At 50.8% G+C, this 20130-nt stretch carries 17 protein-coding genes and 2 pseudogenes; 11 read left to right on the forward strand and 8 right to left on the reverse strand.

Translation table 11 applies throughout. From position 1 onward, the window contains the following. Positions 1-65 precede the first annotated feature (65 nt). The 3 genes and pseudogenes from AC6I8E_RS05710 to AC6I8E_RS05720 all read left to right on the forward strand — a co-directional run bounded on the left by AC6I8E_RS05710 (position 66) and on the right by AC6I8E_RS05720 (position 3653). Entirely contained in the window at positions 66-938 is an 873-nt protein-coding gene (locus AC6I8E_RS05710) for an oxygenase MpaB family protein (protein WP_313679128.1), read from the forward strand. Positions 939-1107: 169 nt separating this feature from the next. After that, positions 1108-1584: a GNAT family N-acetyltransferase gene (locus AC6I8E_RS05715; RefSeq protein ID WP_497824516.1), complete on the forward strand. Its 477-nt coding sequence runs from the start codon at positions 1108-1110 to the stop codon at positions 1582-1584. Between the two features lie 1094 nt (positions 1585-2678). After that, a pseudogene (locus AC6I8E_RS05720) lies at positions 2679-3653 on the forward strand (alpha/beta hydrolase). Positions 3654-4004: 351 nt separating this feature from the next. Here the strand turns inward: AC6I8E_RS05720 and AC6I8E_RS05725 are convergent. Beyond that, a complete protein-coding gene (locus AC6I8E_RS05725; protein WP_497824517.1) occupies positions 4005-5438 on the reverse strand; it encodes an MFS transporter in 1434 nt (477 codons plus the stop codon). A gap of 130 nt (positions 5439-5568) precedes the next feature. On the opposite strand from AC6I8E_RS05725, the gene AC6I8E_RS05730 reads away from it, so the two are divergent. Beyond that, positions 5569-5925, forward strand: coding sequence for an ArsR/SmtB family transcription factor (locus AC6I8E_RS05730; RefSeq protein WP_497824518.1), 357 nt, complete (start codon positions 5569-5571; stop codon positions 5923-5925). 178 nt (positions 5926-6103) lie between these two features. On the opposite strand, the gene AC6I8E_RS05735 is transcribed toward AC6I8E_RS05730, so the two are convergent. Beyond that, a complete protein-coding gene (locus tag AC6I8E_RS05735) occupies positions 6104-6841 on the reverse strand; it encodes a metallophosphoesterase (protein WP_497824519.1) in 738 nt (245 codons plus the stop codon). 554 nt (positions 6842-7395) lie between these two features. On the opposite strand from AC6I8E_RS05735, the gene AC6I8E_RS05740 reads away from it, so the two are divergent. Both AC6I8E_RS05740 and AC6I8E_RS05745 read left to right on the forward strand, forming a co-directional pair. After that, entirely contained in the window at positions 7396-7935 is a 540-nt protein-coding gene (locus tag AC6I8E_RS05740; protein ID WP_497824520.1) for a hypothetical protein, read from the forward strand. Then, on the forward strand, positions 7916-8326 hold the full coding sequence (locus AC6I8E_RS05745) for a hypothetical protein (RefSeq protein WP_201251536.1): 411 nt from the start codon (positions 7916-7918) through the stop codon (positions 8324-8326). The genes AC6I8E_RS05740 and AC6I8E_RS05745 overlap by 20 nt, the downstream gene beginning before the upstream one ends. Positions 8327-8613: 287 nt before the next feature. Here the strand turns inward: AC6I8E_RS05745 and AC6I8E_RS05750 are convergent, their stop codons facing one another. The 4 genes and pseudogenes from AC6I8E_RS05750 to AC6I8E_RS05765 all read right to left on the reverse strand — a co-directional run bounded on the left by AC6I8E_RS05750 (position 8614) and on the right by AC6I8E_RS05765 (position 11272). Further along, positions 8614-9495 (reverse strand): hypothetical protein, encoded by an 882-nt coding sequence (locus AC6I8E_RS05750; protein ID WP_147788493.1) that lies wholly within the window; start codon positions 9493-9495, stop codon positions 8614-8616. A 346-nt stretch (positions 9496-9841) separates the two neighbouring features. Further along, a complete protein-coding gene (locus AC6I8E_RS05755; protein ID WP_013357216.1) occupies positions 9842-10132 on the reverse strand; it encodes a Bor family protein in 291 nt (96 codons plus the stop codon). Positions 10133-10331: 199 nt separating this feature from the next. Further along, positions 10332-10478, reverse strand: a pseudogene (locus AC6I8E_RS05760) (molecular chaperone DnaJ); the annotation flags it as partial. Between the two features lie 461 nt (positions 10479-10939). Next, positions 10940-11272 (reverse strand): hypothetical protein, encoded by a 333-nt coding sequence (locus tag AC6I8E_RS05765; protein WP_497824521.1) that lies wholly within the window; start codon positions 11270-11272, stop codon positions 10940-10942. A 155-nt stretch (positions 11273-11427) separates the two neighbouring features. On the opposite strand from AC6I8E_RS05765, the gene AC6I8E_RS05770 reads away from it, so the two are divergent. Further along, a complete protein-coding gene (locus AC6I8E_RS05770; protein WP_230299970.1) occupies positions 11428-12006 on the forward strand; it encodes a TetR/AcrR family transcriptional regulator in 579 nt (192 codons plus the stop codon). A 33-nt stretch (positions 12007-12039) separates the two neighbouring features. Here the strand turns inward: AC6I8E_RS05770 and AC6I8E_RS05775 are convergent, their stop codons facing one another. Beyond that, positions 12040-12819 (reverse strand): BPL-N domain-containing protein, encoded by a 780-nt coding sequence (locus AC6I8E_RS05775; protein ID WP_497824522.1) that lies wholly within the window; start codon positions 12817-12819, stop codon positions 12040-12042. A gap of 675 nt (positions 12820-13494) precedes the next feature. Between AC6I8E_RS05775 and AC6I8E_RS05780 the strand changes: the two genes are divergently transcribed. The 3 genes from AC6I8E_RS05780 to idi all read left to right on the forward strand — a co-directional run bounded on the left by AC6I8E_RS05780 (position 13495) and on the right by idi (position 17380). Then, positions 13495-14604 carry a suppressor of fused domain protein gene (locus AC6I8E_RS05780; RefSeq protein ID WP_201251538.1) on the forward strand — a complete coding sequence of 370 codons (1110 nt, stop codon included), beginning with the start codon at positions 13495-13497 and terminating at the stop codon, positions 14602-14604. A 191-nt stretch (positions 14605-14795) separates the two neighbouring features. Next, complete coding sequence (locus AC6I8E_RS05785) at positions 14796-16691, forward strand: methyl-accepting chemotaxis protein (RefSeq protein ID WP_110331573.1); 1896 nt, start codon at positions 14796-14798, stop codon at positions 16689-16691. Positions 16692-16837: 146 nt separating this feature from the next. Next, entirely contained in the window at positions 16838-17380 is a 543-nt protein-coding gene (idi, locus tag AC6I8E_RS05790) for an isopentenyl-diphosphate Delta-isomerase (RefSeq protein ID WP_013357221.1), read from the forward strand. A gap of 55 nt (positions 17381-17435) precedes the next feature. Here idi and AC6I8E_RS05795 read toward each other — a convergent pair whose 3' ends face one another. Then, positions 17436-18911: an MFS transporter gene (locus AC6I8E_RS05795; RefSeq protein ID WP_497824523.1), complete on the reverse strand. Its 1476-nt coding sequence runs from the start codon at positions 18909-18911 to the stop codon at positions 17436-17438. Positions 18912-19217: 306 nt separating this feature from the next. Here AC6I8E_RS05795 and osmF point away from each other — a divergent pair, with 306 nt between their 5' ends. Further along, the gene (gene osmF / locus AC6I8E_RS05800) at positions 19218-20129 is read left to right on the forward strand and encodes a glycine betaine ABC transporter substrate-binding protein OsmF (RefSeq protein WP_201251539.1); all 912 of its coding nucleotides are present in this window, start codon (positions 19218-19220) and stop codon (positions 20127-20129) included. The last annotated feature ends 1 nt before the right edge of the window (position 20130 follow it).

A 20130-nucleotide genomic window follows, 5' to 3' on the forward strand; every position in this document is an offset into this window, starting at 1 on the left:
GTGATGCGGCGCGTCGGGAGCGTCCTGCTACCGCGCGCCGCATCATATCCACTATCAGAGCCGCCATGATTAATCTGCGTGACCGCATTCAGCAGCAGGTCTTCCGCCTTAACGGCCTGTCGATGAATGAATTTGACCTCTCTAAACCGCCTGGCGATCCCGGCCTTTTTGGCCCGGACAGCGTAATCTGGCGCGTCCACGGTGACTTCACCTCCATGATGTGCGGCGGCATCAGTGCGCTGCTGTTGCAGATGCTGCATCCGGCGGCGCTGGCGGGCGTCTGGGATCACTCCAATTTCCGCGAAGATATGATGGGCCGTCTGCGCCGCACCAGTCAGTTTATTGCCGTGACCACCTACGGTAATTCGCAGGATGCACAGACGCTGATCGAGCGGGTGAAACGTATTCACCTGAAAGTCAGCGGCGTCGACAGCGCGGGCAAACCTTATGCCGCCAGCGATCCGCATCTGCTCACCTGGGTGCATGTGGCAGAGACCAGCCGTTTTCTGGCCGCTCATCTGCGCTACAAAAATCCGCAGCTTACCCGGGCGGAACAGGATCAGTACTATCAGGAAGCGGCACTGATTGCCGAAGCGCTGGGTGCAGAGAAGGTGCCGAAAAGCGTCGTCGATGTGGCAGATTATCTGCAACAGATGCGTCCGGAGCTGCGCTTTGATGAACGCACCGCCGAAGTGACGCGATTGCTGATGAATGCCCCTGCTCCGAGCTGGCAGGCGAAACCGGTGATGAAAATCATGCTGAAATCGGGATTCGGGCTGATGCCCGCGTGGGCGCAGGCGATGTCCGGCCGTGAAATCGGCCGCTTTGAGCAGGCGATGATTGACAAGAAGATTAATGCGATTGCGGTGGGGTTAAGGTGGTCAATTCAGCGCGGGGCCTGGTATCGGGCGATGCTGAGGATGGGCAGGCTGGGGTGAGGGGCTATGAATGTCCGCTTTGTGCCAGGAGCGGACATTGAGTATCCCTTTCATGTAATCGATCGGAAGTGTTGTTATTCCATAAACGAATAATTTGACGTTGTATTGCTATTAGCGCTATTAGTATGGTCCTTTCTGTCTCTAGGACTTCCTCAATAAGGATTACAAGATGGTCTCGTTTCGCTCAATGACAGAAGAAGAGTACTCTGCTTATCTTGAATATTTTATTCCTGATTATGCAATTGAGATAGCGTCAAATTATAGAATGTCTAAAAGTGATTCTCTAACAATGGCCAGGCAGGAAATATCAAAATTGCTTGCGGAAGGAGTGAATACGCACGGGCAAATTTTGCTGTCCATTTTCTCGAAATTAGATGTATCTGAGAGGCACGTAGGCTATCTCTGGTACAAACCAGATGCGGCAATGTGCACAGTATTTATCTATGATTTTCATATTTTTAATTCATTTCAGGGAGAGGGATTGGGTAAACAGGCTCTTCGCGCTTTTGAAGAGGATCTTCAGGATAAGGGTTTTAAAGAGATTAGACTACGTGTAGCTGGAGATAATGCCCGCGCTCTCCATGTATACGAGAGCAGCGGTTTTGGAGTAACGGGTATCAATATGAGCAAGGCCATCGTACGTTAGGATATTAAATAACAGAATCAGTAATTGAAAACTACGTCTGCCTTTCGCTCATAGCGAACATTGCGCCAATTCAGTCCGCTCTGTGCCAAAAGCGGACATAAAAGATTCCCCAGTGGTAATGGTTGATAGCTCCCTTTATTTCGGAGATGGCAGCCTTAAAATTTGCATCATCAAGATAATGAACATTAAAGTTGCTCATAAATATTATGGGTAAGATCAGAGAATAACTTATGGCCAGCCGAAGGGAATTAAAAGGCATAGCGAATGCTAGTAATGAGAGTTTCGTTAGTAGAAACAACGACTTCAAAGGATACTGGTCTATTGGACAGATAAAATCACTAGCTCTTAATAATGGCCTCACCTCAATGACTTTCCCTCTTATGCTATCCAAGGCTAATCCCACATCGGAACTACAAAGTTACACTATTTGTCACTACGCTAACATGCTCAATAGCTTGTTAACCAGACAGAAATTACCTAACTTTTGGGTGAGTAACGCTGTCATTAATATTGACTTTAATCCTAATATGGAACTGGCACAACTGTACGAATACACCACCTCAGGCGAACCTTTCCAGTGCACCTGTCAGATAACGAGTGATGCCGGTAGAGATTACACGTCCATAATCTATGGACGTTGCTGGCCACATGCTGCTGCGCAGGAGTTGAAATCGACCCGAAATTCATCTTGAAGTAAATCCGTTTAACGTCCGCTTTTCGCTCATAGCGGACATTGGGCTAGATAGCGTCCGCTTTGTGCCAGAAGCAGACGTTGACAGCCCGGCACTGCAGTGGCTGCCCTGAAGCTGGACGCAAGCGATTCTTCAGTTTCAGGTCTGACTAAAATTTGGCTTCGCAATCCAAAATATATAAAATATTTTCATTTAATCTGTGACGTTCATCCTTTCCATATTTTCATGCCTTCAACAAAAAAAACCTTAAAATCAGGGTGTATCTGGCATTTAAACTATAATCAGGTTTCATCATCTGGATTCGTACGGATGGTTTTTCACTGACCTGATACAGTTAATTGTTAAGGATATATCATGAATAAAGTGACCTCTGCCCTGATTAGCAGCAGTATTTTTCTGGCTATGAGTGCGGCCGGCGCGGCCTCAAACGATGTTCATCTGGAGCATCACACGCAGTCTTTCGTTGACCAGCTGAACAGCGGTAATGGAAAACCCATTGAGAAACTTTCGCCGGAGGAAGCCCGCAAGGTTCTGTCCGGTGCACAGTCTTCAGTGAAAGTTGACCTCTCCGGCGTGACAACCTCAAACAAAACCATTCAGGTCGATGGTAAGCCCGTAGAACTGACCATCGTCAGGCCTGAAAATGCCTCAGGAAAGCTGCCGGCCTTTATGTTTTTCCACGGAGGAGGATGGGTTCTGGGAGATTTCCCGACGCATTAGCGCATGGTCCGGGACCTGGTCCTTGCGTCCGGTGCGGTGGCCGTCTTTGTAAACTATACCCCCAGTCCGGAAGCACACTATCCGGTTGCCATAAACCAGGCCTACGGTGCCACAAAGTGGGTCGCTGAACATGGCGATGAAATCAGTGTCGACGGTAAGCGCCTCGCGGTCGCGGGAAACAGCGTTGGCGGAAACATGGCGGCAGTGGTAAGCCTGATGGCAAAAGAAAAACACGGACCTGACCTGCGTTACCAGGTGTTGTTCTGGCCGGTAACCGATGCAAAATTTGACACAGCCTCCTACGAAAAATATGCGACAAAGCGCTTCCTGACCCGGAATATGATGAAATGGTTCTGGGATAATTACACAACCAGCGATGCGCAGCGCAATGAAATATACGCTTCACCGCTCCGTGCTTCAGAAACCCAGCTGAAAGGTCTCCCGCCAGCGCTTGTACAGACGGCAGAGAACGATGTGCTGCGGGATGAAGGGGAAGCTTACGCCCGTAAGCTTAACGCAGCCGGCGTGAACGTGGTTCAGGTGCGTTATAACGGCATGATACATGATTACGGACTGCTGAATGCTCTCGCCGAAGTTCCTGAAGTTCAGGCCTCACTGACTCAGGCGGGTAGTCTGCTTCGTGAGCATCTGAAATAGTTTTAGCGGGCTGCTCAGAATGCTGACCAGCCCGGTTTTACTCTTCCTGAACCCTTCTTCATGCCGTAGATCAGTGCGGTTATGGCAATCCAGCAAATCAGACATTTCATCCCGAAAGACTATTACGCCGGAAAATAACGTCTACTGTTCGCTCATAACGGACGTTAGGCTGGATAGCGTCCGCTTTGTGCCAGAAGCGGACATTTATTTACAGGCCGGTTCAGCAGAACGTTAAGATTCTTATGCAACCGTCAATTCGAGCTGGTAACGAAAAGATCCGCTTATCAGCAGATCTTTGATGTGCTTATTTTTTTCATCCGGAAGCGGTTACACTAGAAAACTGATTTTCAGTTACGTTTTTTCTGCTGATAAAACAGTTGCAGCTTTACGTGGTAACAGTCGGGAGACAAGAAGGCCTGCAAACTGTCCAGCCGCAGCCAGATAAAAAGCAAGCTGTAAGGCATTTTCGAGACTGCTCACAGACGTTTCCTGCTGCAGATTTTCGCCCCCGCTTCCGGAAAAAGCTATCAACAAAGCAATACCGACAGCATTACCCACATTCAGCGTTGTAGATGCCATCCCCGAAGCGATCCCCTGTTCGTTATGTGTTACCCCTGAACCAGAAGCTATCCACATTGCCGTCCATACAACCCCCTGGCCTGTTCCTGAAATGACCAGCCCGGGCAATATGCTCGCATAAGATGCATCAGAAAAGGCTGACGGCACCAGTGCCAGCGTACCCGCAATTCCGGTTAAAAAACCGGCCAGTAATATCGTGCGCACCGGCAGACGATTTGCAAGTCGGGCTCCGAGTTGCGTTCCGGCAAAAATTGCCAGCGAAGGAATAATAAACGAAAGGCCGGTCTGCAAAGCGCTGTATCCCATAATGCTCTGAAACATGACCGTCAGAAAATAAGGCAGAGCACCAAAGGTTCCCATATAAATGAACGTAATCACCATGCCTGTAACCAGACAGCGGTTTCTGAATAAGCGTACCGGCATCAGTGGATCGTGGCTGCGAAATTCAATAGCAGTAAACGTCAGCAGACATACCATTGCCAGACCCAGCGATAATAGAACTTGTCCCGTTAGCCAGCCCACATCCGGCCCCTGAATCAGAGCATAAACCAGCAGGGTTGATCCCAGGGTTACGGTCAAAGCGCCCGGAAAATCGAAGCTGCGGCGGTCGTTCTGGAACCTGTCTTTAGGTAAGACAAAAAAAGCTGCAAAAATTGCGATGGCTGCCAGTACAACGTTGACAAAAAATACCGCCGGCCAGCCACAGGCACTGGTGAGTACCCCGCCGGCAAGTGATCCCAGGGTAAGCCCACTTGCGCCTGCACCGCCCCAGATAGCCAGTGCCCGGTTGCGTGACGGTCCTTCCTTAAACAGTCTGTTTATAAGCGAAAGTGTGGCTGGAAAAAGTAATGCTGCGCCAATGCCCTGTATGGCTCGTGCAATTACGATGACCACAGGACTCCACGCGAACCCACCGGCGAGCGAAGATAGCGCATACAGCCATAACGCACCGATAAAAACGCGGCGCTGCCCCATAAGATCGGCAGCCCGTCCACCGAACAATAAAAAACCCCCGCAGCACACCGTATAAGCACTGACCACCCACTGAAGTGTGTGCTCTGAAAAGCCCAGTCCTGCTCCAATTTCCGGCAGTGCTACAAACACGATATTGATATCCAGGGAGTAAATAAGCTGGGAAAAAGCGAGCAGCGCAAGGCTCCAGTGCTGTAAGCGAGGGGTGAATGAATCCGGTAAGGCAATAGCCATTTGACAACCTCCATTTAAACTAAAGTACGAGTACATGCGTACAATTAATGTATGTATGTACTCGTACATTAGTCAACAGATAAAATTTAAAGTAGAGTGTCGGTATGTTGCTAACCTGATGAGAAATCTAATGCTTGCTAATCATCCTGATAAGGAACAAATACGGCTTGAGAATGTGCTGACGGCTTTGGGAAATCCGCTACGTCTGACTGTGGTCCGTGTACTGGCTGGCGGCGGTGAACATGCCTGTAGCGCCGTGCTGAGTGGTATTCCCAAATCAACGCTGACTCACCACTGGCGTGTACTACGAGACAGTGGCGTTATCTGGCAGCGTCCTTTTGGCCGAGAAAATTTATTGTCTCTACGTCGTGAAGACCTGGATGCCCGCTTCCCCGGCCTGCTTGATGTCCTGTTGGGTGCGGTGCAAAACGATGAACTAACACAGGAATCAACGACAAGGAATCTGCCGCCGCCATCCTCTGAATAGCAGGCACATACAGAATGAAGTGAACTAAGCGCATATATCCGCTTTTCACATAGCGGATCTTGTCCTGATGTCAGTCCGCTGTGTGCCAAGGGCGGACGCTGATTCCTCACAATATTATGTGTTAAACACTGGGGATGTGGTCGTTTTCTATGTGATCTATGCGTTTTCTGAATGTCAGTTAAACGCAAACGTAATGACTGGTAAGAGAGTTACTGACGTAGCGGTGAATCATCAACGCTGCCGGGTCATTCGCAGGAGGAGCTTTTACTGTTCCAAACCAGACTGGATTTGCCGGGCAGACGGAGCCACAAATGTAAGCAGGTATGCCCGCAAATGTACCTGCTATTGGTCTATGGACATGACCTGTAGAAATGGCAAGTAATCTGGCCGGGGCGCGCCTAATCAACTCTTCCATCTCAGGTAGACCTCTGCACATCGTTTCGTCTAGCGTTGGTATGCCAGATGCAAATACGTGATGGTGCAGAAACAGCAATGACGGAGGGTTGTCTGCGTCGCTAAGTTGATTATCTAACCATCTCAGATGGTCAGCCACACTGCCGTAATCCTTATAATCAATCGTCGAATCCAGACCAATCAGATGAATGCCACCCATGTTATGGGTAAAGTGTAGGGCCTCTCCCTGGGCATCAAGCGCCCACTTGTTCTCATCCCAAACAGAACGCATCAGACTTCGGTCGTCTGAATTACCTGGCAGGATCAACGAAGGGTAATTTTGCTGATTCAGGCGGTCAGCTATCTGTTTATAACCTTCCTGCCAATGCCCATCCGTTAGATCGCCAGTAAGTACCAGTAAGTCCGGTTGCAAATGCGTAAGCCAATTTAGTACCCGGTCGAACCGAAACAGATGATCATTTTCGGTTGAGGCGTGAATGTCTGAAACCTGGGCTATCAGCATAAAGACCTCATACGATTATTGTGTGGGAACAAAACCGTTATTCATGGTCAAGAATCCGGTTTCAAATTTCATTTTTTTCACCAATATGGCAACAATGGATAGGTTAATTAAGATCAGTTATTCAATTGTTACGGTGAGTCAGACTGGTAGAAAAGACGGTCGGAAATTCACAATTAATCGCTAAGTTCACTTCCGACTACTCAGAGCCAATGTTAGCAGGGATGAGTAAGGTCCGCTTTTCGCTCTTAGCGAACATTAGACTATTATCAGTTCGCTTTGTGCGAAAGCCTGCAGTCGGGTCGGAAACGCCCCAGGGGTTTCCGGTGCATTCTAACGGAATGGTTGCGCGTCAAAGCGCCCGCAGCGCAGGATTTCTCTTTACTTCCGGATCGGTTCTCTTATGTGAGTAGGGGGAAGGGTGGTTACGGTTTTCTCTGGCATAAGATTGAAAGTCTGAAGTTCAGATAATATAAAAAGCAACAGGCAGAAAAAATTAAAGTAAGGGCTATTTTTTCCGATAACTCCGGATAAATTAAACTTGGGTTTTTATTATTATGAAAAAATGTTTGCCTTTTACTTTCTTGAGCGTTGCTTTATTAAGTGGCTGTTCAGTTTTCAATTATTCCGCGCCGCTTTATCACGACCCTGTTGGTGAGAAAAGTCATCTGGCTCGCGTTCGTTTTATTGGGAATGTCACCGGTACATCGATATCTACAAAAGGAAACAGCACGTTTCAGGAATTAGTCCCGCATACATCATTTGGTTATTATAATGACTCCCGCGATATTGGCATGCCTAAAATAATCTATCGTCAGCAGGATTATAAAAGTTACTATTTTGAAGTGCTTGCAAAGCCAGGTCCAACCATTTTCCACATCATTACCGATGAAACCGACCAGGGACACTGCTCAATGTCAGCGTTAGTAAATCTTGAGGCTGGAAAAGATTACGACGTGAATTTTGATGCACATGAACAGTTTACTAAATGTGTTTTTCACTTTAGTGAAATTGTAACCGATCCAGCTACAGGCGTGAAAATCCTTAAAGCTGAGCCGTTTAAAAAAGGTGATTACTTTGCAAACGAATTTAATTAAAGGCATCGTTTGTTCAGTAATGCTGGTTTTACCTTCCGTGCAGGGCTGTATATCTGGAGGCGTACGCTCACACAATGTATCGGAAACGTCTTTTGAAGATAAATCCCTTAGTAGTTGGTTAGTCGCTGGAAAAACAACTAAACGGGAAGTCCTGAGCCGTTTTGGCCCCCCCAATTCTCCTGAAAATTTTAGCGAGGCGCTGAGGTGGCGCTATATCTGGAGTCAACAAAGCAGACTCGTAATAATTCCGATTTCACCGAAAATAGTGGGTCAGGAACAAATTCTTACTTTATCCTTTACCGAGGATGGTCATCTTATTTCTTATAAACTTGATGAGCAGAGTCCTCACTTCCAAAAAGGTGATGAGCCTAAAGGGGTTTTTAATAGGTGAGCCTTACTAACTAAAGACAGCTCTATCATACCAGTTGACCTGCACCCCTCCAATTGGTGCAATGCGGACGTTACTTACGTCCGCTCCTCGCTCTTAGCGGACGTTCATCTGATTCCGTCCGCTTTGTGCCAGAATCAGACATTGCTGAAATGATGCTGGATCAATTAACGGGAAGCCAGCCATTCGACCGGGCTAGCCAAGGCGGTTCAGTTCGGAGTCTGGATGAAATAAAGAACCCTGATTCGGATCCCATACCCTTTTGACGCCTTATGTAGCAGGTGATAGGGTCAGTTCCAGTATTCATATTTCGCCGTCATTACGGCGTTATGCTTGTTCACATACTGTTTACCTGTACGATCAGTGGGAGTGATCGTGATATCCATATTGGCGCGAATGCATTCTCTATGTGAGTTCCACTCCTCGCAGGTGACCAGGGTTTTTTCGATGGTGAAATAGGTCTGGGTCTTGCTCATGGTCAACTCACGGCCCTCGTTATCATAGCCAAACTCTTCAATTGTTGATGGTGATTGAGTTTTGATCAGCCGCTGATTAACATCATAACTATATACAACCGTATTATTATCTATCGCCATACTTCCTTTGCTTGTTGCGCTTGCCAATAGTCCTGATGAACTGAAGCCGTAGTCGATTGTGCTCACTGCGGTTTTGTCTTTATCTTCCGGTTGTGTGGCCGCGATAACCGAACGACTTACCGCGCGGCTAATAATTCCTTTATCGTTAAGCTGGTAGATTCCCTCAAGTGTCTGCCGATATACCTGAGTGGTTTTCTGACTGTTTTTATCGGCTATGACCCCTTTTGAATCCAGCTGGATGTGCCAGCCAAATTCCGTTTTATTCAACTGGCTTTCAGAGGTTGCCCTGAAAACAGTCTTCTGCCCTGTGGAGGTTTTGACTTCCTCCATACGGCCGTCAATTAGCTCACCACATTGACTAAAGTTGCTTTGAATCGATGTGCGGAGATACCCATCAGGACTATTAATAGTGATTAATATAGATTTGGGAATTCCAGTTCTTGTCTGTTGGCTACTAAGGATGAAGTTGTTCAGTTTGTTCTTAGCTAAGATTTCCGCTGTGCATTGTGCTGCATAAGTCTGAAATGTGCAGAGGGATAAGAGAGTAATAAATAATTTTTTATTATTGAATAACATTATTTGTTGTCCTTATGTTCTGGGCGGGCTTTAAACATAACATAATGTGGAAGCCGGTATGATCCTTGGTCGGGATATTATGTTTAGCAGAGTGAAGAGACTCAGGCGTCATCAGTTAAACGTCCGCTTATCGCTCATAGCGGACTTTAATGTCTAACAGCTTAACCACTGCTTTTACCAGGCTGGACGATGTTACCTGAACTCGTTCCGGGTAACGTCGTCAGCAGGCAAGCCGCGCAACGGTGCGACAGCACAATTTAATAGTTACAACATATTAATGTATTTTAATCACTGAACATGGAAAATAGCAGGCAGGATTAGGCCGGCGAACCGGCCTGAGGCATTATCAGATGGCGCAATAAACGCGCGCTTCACGTGGCGTGTAGATACCAAACGTCACCACGCTCAGTAAGCCATTAACAAACGTCTGCTGCACTTCAACCCGGCTAACTTTTTCCGGGCTGCCGCACACCTGTGCCGCATCAATGCTCTTACGCTGACCGATACCTGAAACAAAGAACGGCTGGCTGGTCGTTTTCGTCGCCGCGCCAACCTGGTTCTGTTTCATCACGAAAGTCTGCTGCGCACAGCCTGTTAAACTCAGAGCCAAAAACGCCGCAACACAAAGCTTGTTCATAAATATCCTTATCGCCAGAAATGAAAAAAAAGCTGAGTGTAATCATCACTCAGCCAGCAATCAGGTTATCGACAACGAAAGCGGAAACTTGAGAAAAATTTCTGAGTACGCCTTAACGGATACGTTGTGCTGAATAGTACAGCAATTAAAAAAGCCCCTGCACTGCAGGGGCTTTTTATGTTTACCGTTGCGTTTCCGCTTAGCGAGTCAAATTGTCGAAAAACTTTTTGACGCCATCGGGAAAGCTTTTTGAACGCCGACTGTTCTTCTTTCCCACCACACCACCAAAGCCCTCTTCCAGCTTACGTAGCAGCGCCTTTTGTTTCTCGTTAAGGCTAACCGGCGTTTAAACCACGACAAATGCAGTTCGATGGCGTGCGCATGAAAGGGCCATCTGACTCAAACGTTTTCGTGACGGAGTTTTACGATTTCTTTTCGGGCTGAAATGTCCGCTATGTAACACAAGCAAAAATCCAATGTGGTCCGTTTGCCCACTAAGAACACTTCACCTGATCGTTTCAGCAATGTTCAACAGGGGTGTCGGCTCATTTCATCATCACTGCTTAGTGACCCTTAGTATCAGGCAACCTCTCGGCTGTGCGCCGCTACTTTACGCCTGATAAATCAGATAAAAGGGCGTGAAATCGACTCTATGCCCAGCATAATTAAAAACAGAAGAAAACACTGCCTGAAGCGCATGGGACTAATACGTGCCCGCACCTTCTGGCCGAGCCACATTCCGGCCAGAGCAGGGAGTATGGATATAAATGAAAGTGAAAATTGCTCTATCCGGAACGCGTCATGAAGCTAAAGTCCTGCCGCCAGCGCAATCGTAGACACGGTAAATGACAGGCCAGGGGCCTGGACGTGTTCATCGTTACTGAAGCGAAGCGACTGAAGATAGAGAACGGCTGGCATAACTAATAGACCTGTCGCACCGGTTAGCAGGCCTGTTATGAAGCCAGTAACGGGTGACAACCCTTTCTCCCGAGCCTGAGTAACGGTAAGCGATGGAGAAACTATCGCTAAAACAGCATATACGATTAAAGCCACACCCAGGCCGAACGCTGACCAGGCGGGATTAATGCTAATCAGAAGCGAAGATGCTGCCACCGTACCAGCCAGTATAAGCAGCAGCATCAGCCAGAAGCGCCTGACGATCAGAATGACGAAGCAGGCGTCGCGTTATAAGTTAAGGCTGATATATGCCGCAGCTTACCTTTTATAGCTGTTAGCGTTGAGTTCCTGAAACTGGTATTATGCGAAAATGAGAATTTAAAAAGACGTTATTGAAAATGAAAGTCGATTCATTCAAAGATCTTATAAAGAAAGCCGCTTTGAACCTTTTTAAAGAGAAGGGGCTGAATAATGTCTCAACGCGAGACCTGAATGCCCGGCTTAATATTTCCAGAAGCCATATGTATCATTACTATAGTAACTGGGATGAGCTTAAGCTCGACGCTATAAAAAAGATGCTGGATGATGATGTTAATGACTATCTCCTGAAATTAAAAGAGCGAAAAACTGGCACAATATCAGAGGAACTATTGTTTTTTTTAGATTATCTGCTGCCAGATGCTCCCTCTTCGCACTGGATTCTCTATCTTGAAATATGGCCTCTTTCAGCAAGAGATCAGCGTTATGCTGACCTTATTCACGCCAATTTAATGCAGTGGAATGACATCGTCGAAGATATCATTACGCGTGGTATCGAAGTAGGGGAATTTACTTCTGCCAATAGTCAGGTTTCAGCCCGACAAATTGCGGCTGTGCTTGATGGTTATTCAAGCATGATCATACTTGATTATTCTGCTGAAAAACGCGCTCTCTTTCTTGAGGAAATTTTTAAGTTTTCTCTTCAGATGGTGAGATAAAGATGAGCGCAGGCGTTCTGGCTTTACCCCTGCTCATTGATGACTGACGTCCAGATATTTCAGTAGTTTTATCATTTTGCGTTCAGCGGGGATGTATCCTGGCTGGCTGGCATCGATCCAGCTTTCGTCAGCTTCAGGGTGAGGTCCGGTCAGTACCACTTTCCCTTTTCCATAGGTATAGGCCGCCATGGCAACATCGCCATTACTGTACCAGGCGATGGGAGTAAACCCTCTGCTGGCGGAACTGTTATTCAGATAAGGACCATCCTGATAATAAGCTGACTCTTTCTTTCCTCCCCACAGTATTGTTAGCGTGTAATCGTCCTCATCCGTAGCTTCTGCGCCCGGTCTTCCTGCTTCGGTATCCAGAGGTGCGTCGATCAGACCTATCCAGTCTTTATCAGCAAGATAAGCGCCCATGCAAAGGCCAAGAAATCCCTTACCAGAGCGAACAAAATTCCGGATGGCTTCTGCACCCTCATCGCCTATAGCATTATAAGCTGCGGGAATATCCTGTCCGCCCCCTGGCTGAATATAGAGGTCAAATTTTTTGAGATTACTGCTGTTTAGTTTTAAATTCTCATTTTCTCCAATATAGCTGACAGAGAGATTCAATCCTGTTTTTACAAGCGATTTCACCACCATTTCTGAGCAACCTTCACAGCCAGCTTTCCCCCGGTAAACAGCGATGTTAACGGGTTTTGTGCCAGCAGCATAGGCTGCTGGCGCATAGCCTGCCGAGGCTGCCATCAATGCTGAGGTAAAGACAAAAGCGCCCAGGTAGCGTCTGCAACGGAATTTATCGGACTTCATTACATATCCCTTAGTGTTCGACAGAAAAAATAAACAGACAGTGAAAAAGAGAATGATAGTAAAAACTCTAAATTAGAGCAGTTGCCCTAATTTACAGTTGAGGTCATAGTTGTCAAGTTTTAATTTATTCACAGGAAAGTGATTTATCTTTCATTCAGATTGGTTGTGTTGATTAAGCAAGGTAAATACTGCCGGATATCATAAAAAAGAGTCATGTATCGGGAATAGTACCGATCCTGTTCAACATGAGCTTTTCTTATGACCTGAAAGTAAGGATAAAAGTTAAGAGGATGCCAGTCAGGATGATTATCAGTAAGTTATGAAATCAGGCGCGTCTTCCGTATCCGACTCAATAGCACCGGAGAATGGACAAACTTTTATTGGCGGGAGACCTTGCGCAAGGGACTCATGTGCGTGCGGATTAGCCTTTTTATTCTTAGTGAGGAGTGGGCAGAAACCTGCAGGCTCTGTTTTTGTTTGCTCCAATAGCCCCAAAGCCGCTATCTCGCATAACGTTGAAATCAGGCCTCGCTTCTTCTTACAGCCTTTACCCTGCTTTATCCAACCCCCAAATCCCCACACTTTGAGACTATTACCCTTGTCTCAAATGGCGGCAGCCAGGATCCTGCTCTATTCTCGGGGAAAATGGATTCCTCCAGGCTTTGTCGAGGCACTATGACGTACAAATCCCTGATTGCCGAAGTCCACAATCAGCAGCGCACCCTGACCGCCATTGTCGAACAGGATGAGCGCACCGCCTATTTTTACATCTGGCCAACCGACCTGTTCCGCAGTCAGTATGCGGTGCGCGGCTGCTGGCTACGTAACCTGCTGCCTGCACCGGCACAGGAAGATCGCGAGGCGATGGAGCAGGGCATCGCGCCGCTGCTCAGCGCCGAGTATTGCCGTAATCTGGAAGCGGAGCCCGCGCTGGACCCGGCGGGTCTGCAGGTGCTGTGGGAGCCTTCTGATGATGGCGCGGCGCTGTGGTATTACGGCCAGCTGCTGGCGGTGATCCCCGGCTGGAGCCTCTATCAGGAGAAGCAGGTGAGCTTCTCTGCGGGCTGTATCAAAAAGAACCGGCTGACGGCCCCGCTGGGTTCAGCATCGACCAACGACTACTACGCCCGTGCGGAGCATCAGCGTCAGTTCTGGCGCGAATGGCACGACGGCAGCGAGTGGGACAGGGTCCAGCAGGATCTTATGGCCTGCTATCAGGCGCGCTTTGGCGAGTCAGTGAAATATTACGCGATCGATCAGGGCAGCTGGCCGCCGATGGCGATCTCGCAGCACTGGCATCAGGGCGTATGGTATTTCCTGACGCTCGGCATGAGCATCCGGCCCATGCCGCAGGTCGATTACCTGTTTGATGAGCTGGCACCGCAGTATCGCCGTATCGAACTGGGCATGGCGGTCGACGGTGAAATCATGACCGAAGGCAACGCGGTGCAGATGGCGAGTGCACTGGCGGAGTTCGTGCATCTGCCGTGGGCGCGGCTCACCTGGCTGGGTGAGGGCCACACGCTGGCGTCGGAAGTGGCTCCCGTCGGCTTTGAAAGCTTCCTGCTGGCGAATGAACTGGCAACCGAACAGGCGCAGTTCAAGCTGCCCAAGCGCGATGGCGATCGACCTGCTTTGCTCTGGACCACGCCTGTCACCGAAGCGGAGCGTCTGTTCGCGCAGGCCGATGAACATGGCGGCCAGAAGTTACGGGAATTGTTAACAGCGGAGGGCAACGATCATGTCTTCCGTCCGCGCCAGCAGGTGATCAATCCTGAGGAATAGGCCGGCAACAACGCGCCTGTTCATGCGATCCCCGGCAACAGTCGGGGACGTGATAGTCCCGTCATGAAATTAAATTTTTACAAAAATCAAACATTTCTCAAATATGTGATCCCGCTCATCTCAAGTTCCTGTTTAGCGAGCCGTTAACCCGGATCAGGCAATCGCGCCGCACCAGGTTCAGGGGAACAAAGATGTTTAAAACAACACAATCCCGCTTCACCGCAACAATGATCGCGTTCTTTGTTGCGCTTTTACTCGTTACAGTTTGGGTCATCAATCAGTTCGTCGCGCCACAGCTGGTCGACAGCGAAAGTCGTCTGGTCCGCTATCAGGTTGATTCACTCGCCTCCGGCATCGTTGAACAGATGAACCGCGTGCAGGCACAGCAGCGTGCGATTACCGAAGCCGCCTCTGTCATGGACAGCGCCACTATCGACACCCTGTTACCGACGCTGGTGAACCAGTATCAGGACAGCAACGTGTTTGGTGGTGGTATCTGGCCACTGCCAAACCGTCGCGATCCGGCCAAAGAGAAAGACAGCAGCTTCTTTGCCCGCAATGCCAGCAATGAACTGCAGGTCAACACCTACTGGAACTCCGACGCCGCCGATAAATACTGGGAGCAACCCTGGTACAAAGATGGTCTGGCTGCCGCGAAAGGGCAGTGCGCCTGGGCAAAAGCCTATCAGGATGCCGCCAGCCCGCAGCCGCGTACCAACTGCGCCATGGCTATCTACCGCAATGGCTCGGCCTGGGGTGTTGCCACCATCGACGTGACCCTGGGGTTCTTTAACCAGCTGGCGAAGCAGATGGGTGAAACTATTCACGGCAATGTGCTGATCGTCGAAGCCGACGGCAAAGTCGTGGGCAATGGCGCGCTGGTGAATGCCGCGCCGAAGCTGGAGAACCTGGCTGACGTGCAGATGTCGATGGCCGCACCGCTGAAAACGCTGCTGAACGGCGTGGGCAATCAGCCGCTGGAAACCACCTATGACAGCAGCGAAGGCGAGCAGACCCTGTTCGTGCAGGCCATTCCTGGCAGCCCGTGGTATCTCGCCAGCAGCCTGCCAACCAGCCTGCTGAAAGCGCAGTCGCACAACATGCTGACCCGTCTGGGTCTGGTGCAGATCCCACTGGCGGTCATTCTGCTGCTGGTGTCGCTGGGCTTTGTCCGCGCCATGATGAAACGCCTCAACGTGCTGAACAGCAACATCGAAGCGCTGTCGACCGGTGGTGCCGATCTGACCCAGCGTCTGCCAGCCAGCAACAGCCCGGAGTTCAACGCTGTCGCGCAGAGCTTTAACCAGTTCATCAGCTATCTGCAGGGACTGTTGCAGCAGGTGGGCGACAGCGCACTGGCGATTACCGCTGCCTCGCGCGAAATTGCCAGCGGCAACGCCAATCTCTCCTCCCGTACCGAAGATCAGGCCAGCTCGATTGTTGAGACGGCCGCGTCGATGGAGCAGCTGACCGGCACCGTGCGTCAGAACGCCGACAACGCCACTCACGCTAACCAGCTGGCGGGCGATGCCTCGCAGGTGGCCGCGCGTGGCACCGAAGTAGTCCGTCAGGTGGTCACCACGATGGGTGAGATTCATCACTCGTCCCGTAAAGTGGTCGACATCATCAGTGTGATCGACAGCATCGCCTTCCAGACCAACATCCTGGCACTCAACGCTGCGGTAGAAGCTGCCCGGGCCGGTGAACAGGGCCGTGGTTTTGCGGTAGTTGCATCGGAAGTACGTAACCTGGCGCAGCGTTCAGCTAACTCGGCGCGTGAGATTAAAAAGCTAATCGAAGAATCCGTGGCAAACATCGATACCGGCAGCGCGCTGGTTGAGCAGGCAGGTCAGACCATGGATGAGCTGATGAAGGGGGTAAGCAGCGTAACGACCCTGATGAGCGAAATCATGTCCGCCAGCCGCGAGCAGAGCCTGGGTATCGAACAGGTTAACGTGGCGATTACTCAGCTGGATGGCACCACACAGCAGAACGCCGTGCTGGTAGAGCAGGTTTCTGCTGCCGCGCAGGCGATGGAGTCGCAGAGCACCCAGCTTGAGCAGGTGGTTCAGAGCTTCCGACTGTAATCCTCTTTCAGGCCAGCCTTGCTGGCCTGATTTTCTCTCTGCTTCATCTGCTTATCTCCGCCTGAGACGCGCAAAAATTCCGCGATGTTCCCCCCAGACTGCTCATTCTGTGCCAGAATAGTTGGGAATAATCTCAAGGAAAAGCCATGTCTGCTATTGAAGTTATCCTCGTTGACCACCTCGATCGTCCCACCGGCAAAATGGAAAAGCTGGAAGTGCATGAAAAAGGATTACTGCACCGCGCGGTGACGGTCTACGTCTTCAATTCCCGGCAGGAGCTGTTACTGCAGCGGCGTGCCAGCGATAAATATCACTGTGGTGGCTTGTGGAGTAATACCTGCTGTGGTCATCCTTATCCGCATGAATCGACCCGCGACGCCGCCGAGCGCCGTCTGCGTGAAGAGATGGGGATGATCGTGACGCTGACGCCGGTATTTGAGCTGAGCTATAACCTGAAGCTGAGCAACGGCCTGACCGAGCATGAATATGGCCATGTCTTCTTTGCCGTCTGCGACAGCCTGCCGCAGCTGAATCCGCAGGAAGCAGATGCCTTCGATTATCGTCCGATGACGCTGATTGAGCAGCAGATGCAGCAGCAGCCGCAGCAGTTTACGCCGTGGTTTTTGCATACCTTCCCGCGTATCCCGGACTATCTGGAGCAGTTTCCTTTCCCGGCCGTAACGGCATAAAAAAACCGCACCGAGGTGCGGTTTTCCTGCGCTCTATTTACGCCCTGACCGCTGTTTAACGCGGCAGCTCAAAATCCTCTGCATCCACATCATAGCCTGATGGTTCCCAGCGGATCGCCAGCAGCGCCAGCAGTCCGGCCAGCGGGGCCAGGAAGATCACCCAGAATACGCTAGTGCCCAGCGCGGCAACCAGCACCGGGAACAGAAACAGCGACACAGTCGAACTGCCGCGCATCAGCGTCTGGTTGAAGCCGACGCCCACGCCGCGCAGCGAAGTCGGGTAGCTCAGCGACGCAAAGGTCATGGTATGAGACCCCGGCCCGAAGCCCTGACCAAACAGGAACAGCGCCAGCATGCCGATCGCCAGCGCGGCTTCCTGACCGCCTTCCGGACGACCAATCAGCGCCAGACCCAGCAGCGCCGCGCACTGACAGCCATAACCCGCCACCGACATCTTCCACGCACCCAGACGCGGCACCAGTCGCACCGCCAGAATCCCGCCGACAAAGGCGAACAGCAGATTCAGCGCCAGTGACACCAGAATGGTGGTGAGCATCGACTGAGCAAAGAAGCTGGAGATAATCACCGGCAGACCAAACGCCACCGCATTATAGGCAAACGACGAGGCGATAGAGGTGATGGTCGCCAGCAGCGTGCGGCGGCGATAAACGCCCTGCAGCAGCGCGCCATAGTTGCGCCAGCTCGCCTTGCGCACGGGGGTGGCAGCGGTCAGCCCGGCGTCGGGTGCCACCTGCGCGTTGATGTTCCAGGCACTGCGTAAAATCGCGGCGGCCCCGTTCAGATCGCCCTGATTAGCCGCCCATACCGGCGATTCACTCATGTAACGGCTGCGGATGGCGATGATAACAATCGCCGGAACGGCCCCAAAACCGAGGATCAGCCGCCAGAGCCAGTCGGTGTGGCTTTCAGGCAACACCGCATAAAGCAGCAGCACCAGCAGATAAGAGATGCTGATCGCCGCGTACCAGGTCGGACACCACATCGCCACGCTGGCGGCTTTATTCCCCTTGCCGCGTAGCTTTGAAAACTCCGCCAGAAACGCCATCGCCACCGGCAGATCGATCCCGACGCCCAGTCCCATCACAAAGCGCGCGCCAGCCAGCACAGACTCGTTCGGGGCAAACGCACAGGCGATGGCGGCCACCACGAAAAAGAACATATCGGCCATAAAGACCCGATAACGGCCAATTTTGTCGGTGAGATAGCCGCCAATCAGCGCGCCGATGATCGCGCCGAAGGTGATGGCCGAGGCGACCATGCCGGTGCCGGTCGGAGTGAGACTAAACTCGCGCGTGATGTCTTTTATGCCAAACGCCAGCGCGCCCAGGTCGTAGGCGTCAAGGAACACGCCGCCCAGTGCAATCGCCACCACAATACGGGCATTGTTACGGGCGCTGTCGCCGCTGTTCACTAAACGGGAGACGTCAGCTGCGCTGCGAATCCACTGTGTTTCGCCACCGGGCGAACTCCCTGCTGTTGCCACATGGGCGGAAGAGGTCAGGTCGGACATGATGTTGTACGTCTTTTATTATAAAAACAGATTTTCGAGAATAGCCGTTTAGACGCCCAGACGTAAATTCATTTCGGTTATAGATAATAATTTTTTAATCCCAAATCGTTATCAATTTGCGATAAAGTCAGCTGCATCGCCGCCGCGCCAGGCTACGCTTTTAAGGCAGATTATTTCCGCTGCACGCCTTGTCAGTCTCCCTCTCAGCGGCAGGCGAGCAGCCTCAACGTTAAGGCGTCTCATGCCTTGCGAGTCATCACGCGAAAACATCATGCAAAAACAACAAACTGCGATAAGGAAAAGACCATGGTCAGAATTCGGGGTTGGGTGGGAGTCAGCGCGTTGCTGCTCAGTATGGGGATGGCACAGGCAGCGGATCCGGTGCGGGTCGGCTCCAAAATTGATACTGAAGGATCACTGCTGGGCAACGTAATCCTTCAGGTACTGGAAAAGCACGGCGTAAAAACCGTCAATAAAATCCAGCTCGGCACAACACAGGTGGTACGCGGTGCCATCACGGCGGGCGAGCTTGATATCTACCCCGAATATACCGGCAACGGCGCGTTTTTCTTCAATGATGAAAAAGACAGCGCCTGGAAGAATGCCGCCGCTGGCTACGAAAAGGTGAAGAAGCTGGATGCGGAGAAAAACCATCTGGTGTGGCTGACACCGGCTCCGGCCAACAACACCTGGACCATTGCCGTGCGTAAAGACCTGGCAGAGAAAAACCAGCTCACCTCGCTGGCCGATCTCAGCGTCTTTCTGAAAAAGGGCGGCACCTTCAAGCTGGCCGCCTCAGCCGAATTTATCGAACGCAGCGATGCTTTACCGGCCTTTGAAAAAGCCTACGGCTTTGACCTCAAGCAGGATCAGCTGCTGTCGCTGGCGGGCGGCGATACTGCTGTCACCATCAGCGCGGCGGCGCAGCAGACCTCTGGCGTCAACGCGGCGATGGCCTACGGCACCGACGGTCCGGTGGCGGCACTGGGTCTGCAGACGCTCAGCGATCCCAAAGGTGTTCAGCCGATTTACGCGCCGACGCCGGTGATCCGCGAATCAGTACTTAAAGCCTATCCGCAGATTGCCGACTGGCTGAAGCCAGTGTTCAGCGCGCTTGATGAGAAAACACTGCAACAGCTCAACGCCAAAATTGCGGTCGACGGCCAGGACGCCAGCAGCGTAGCGACCGAGTGGCTGCAGCAGAAAAAGCTGCTGTAAC

This window comes from Pantoea sp. X-Soil-YNGN-785, from assembly GCF_059730585.1.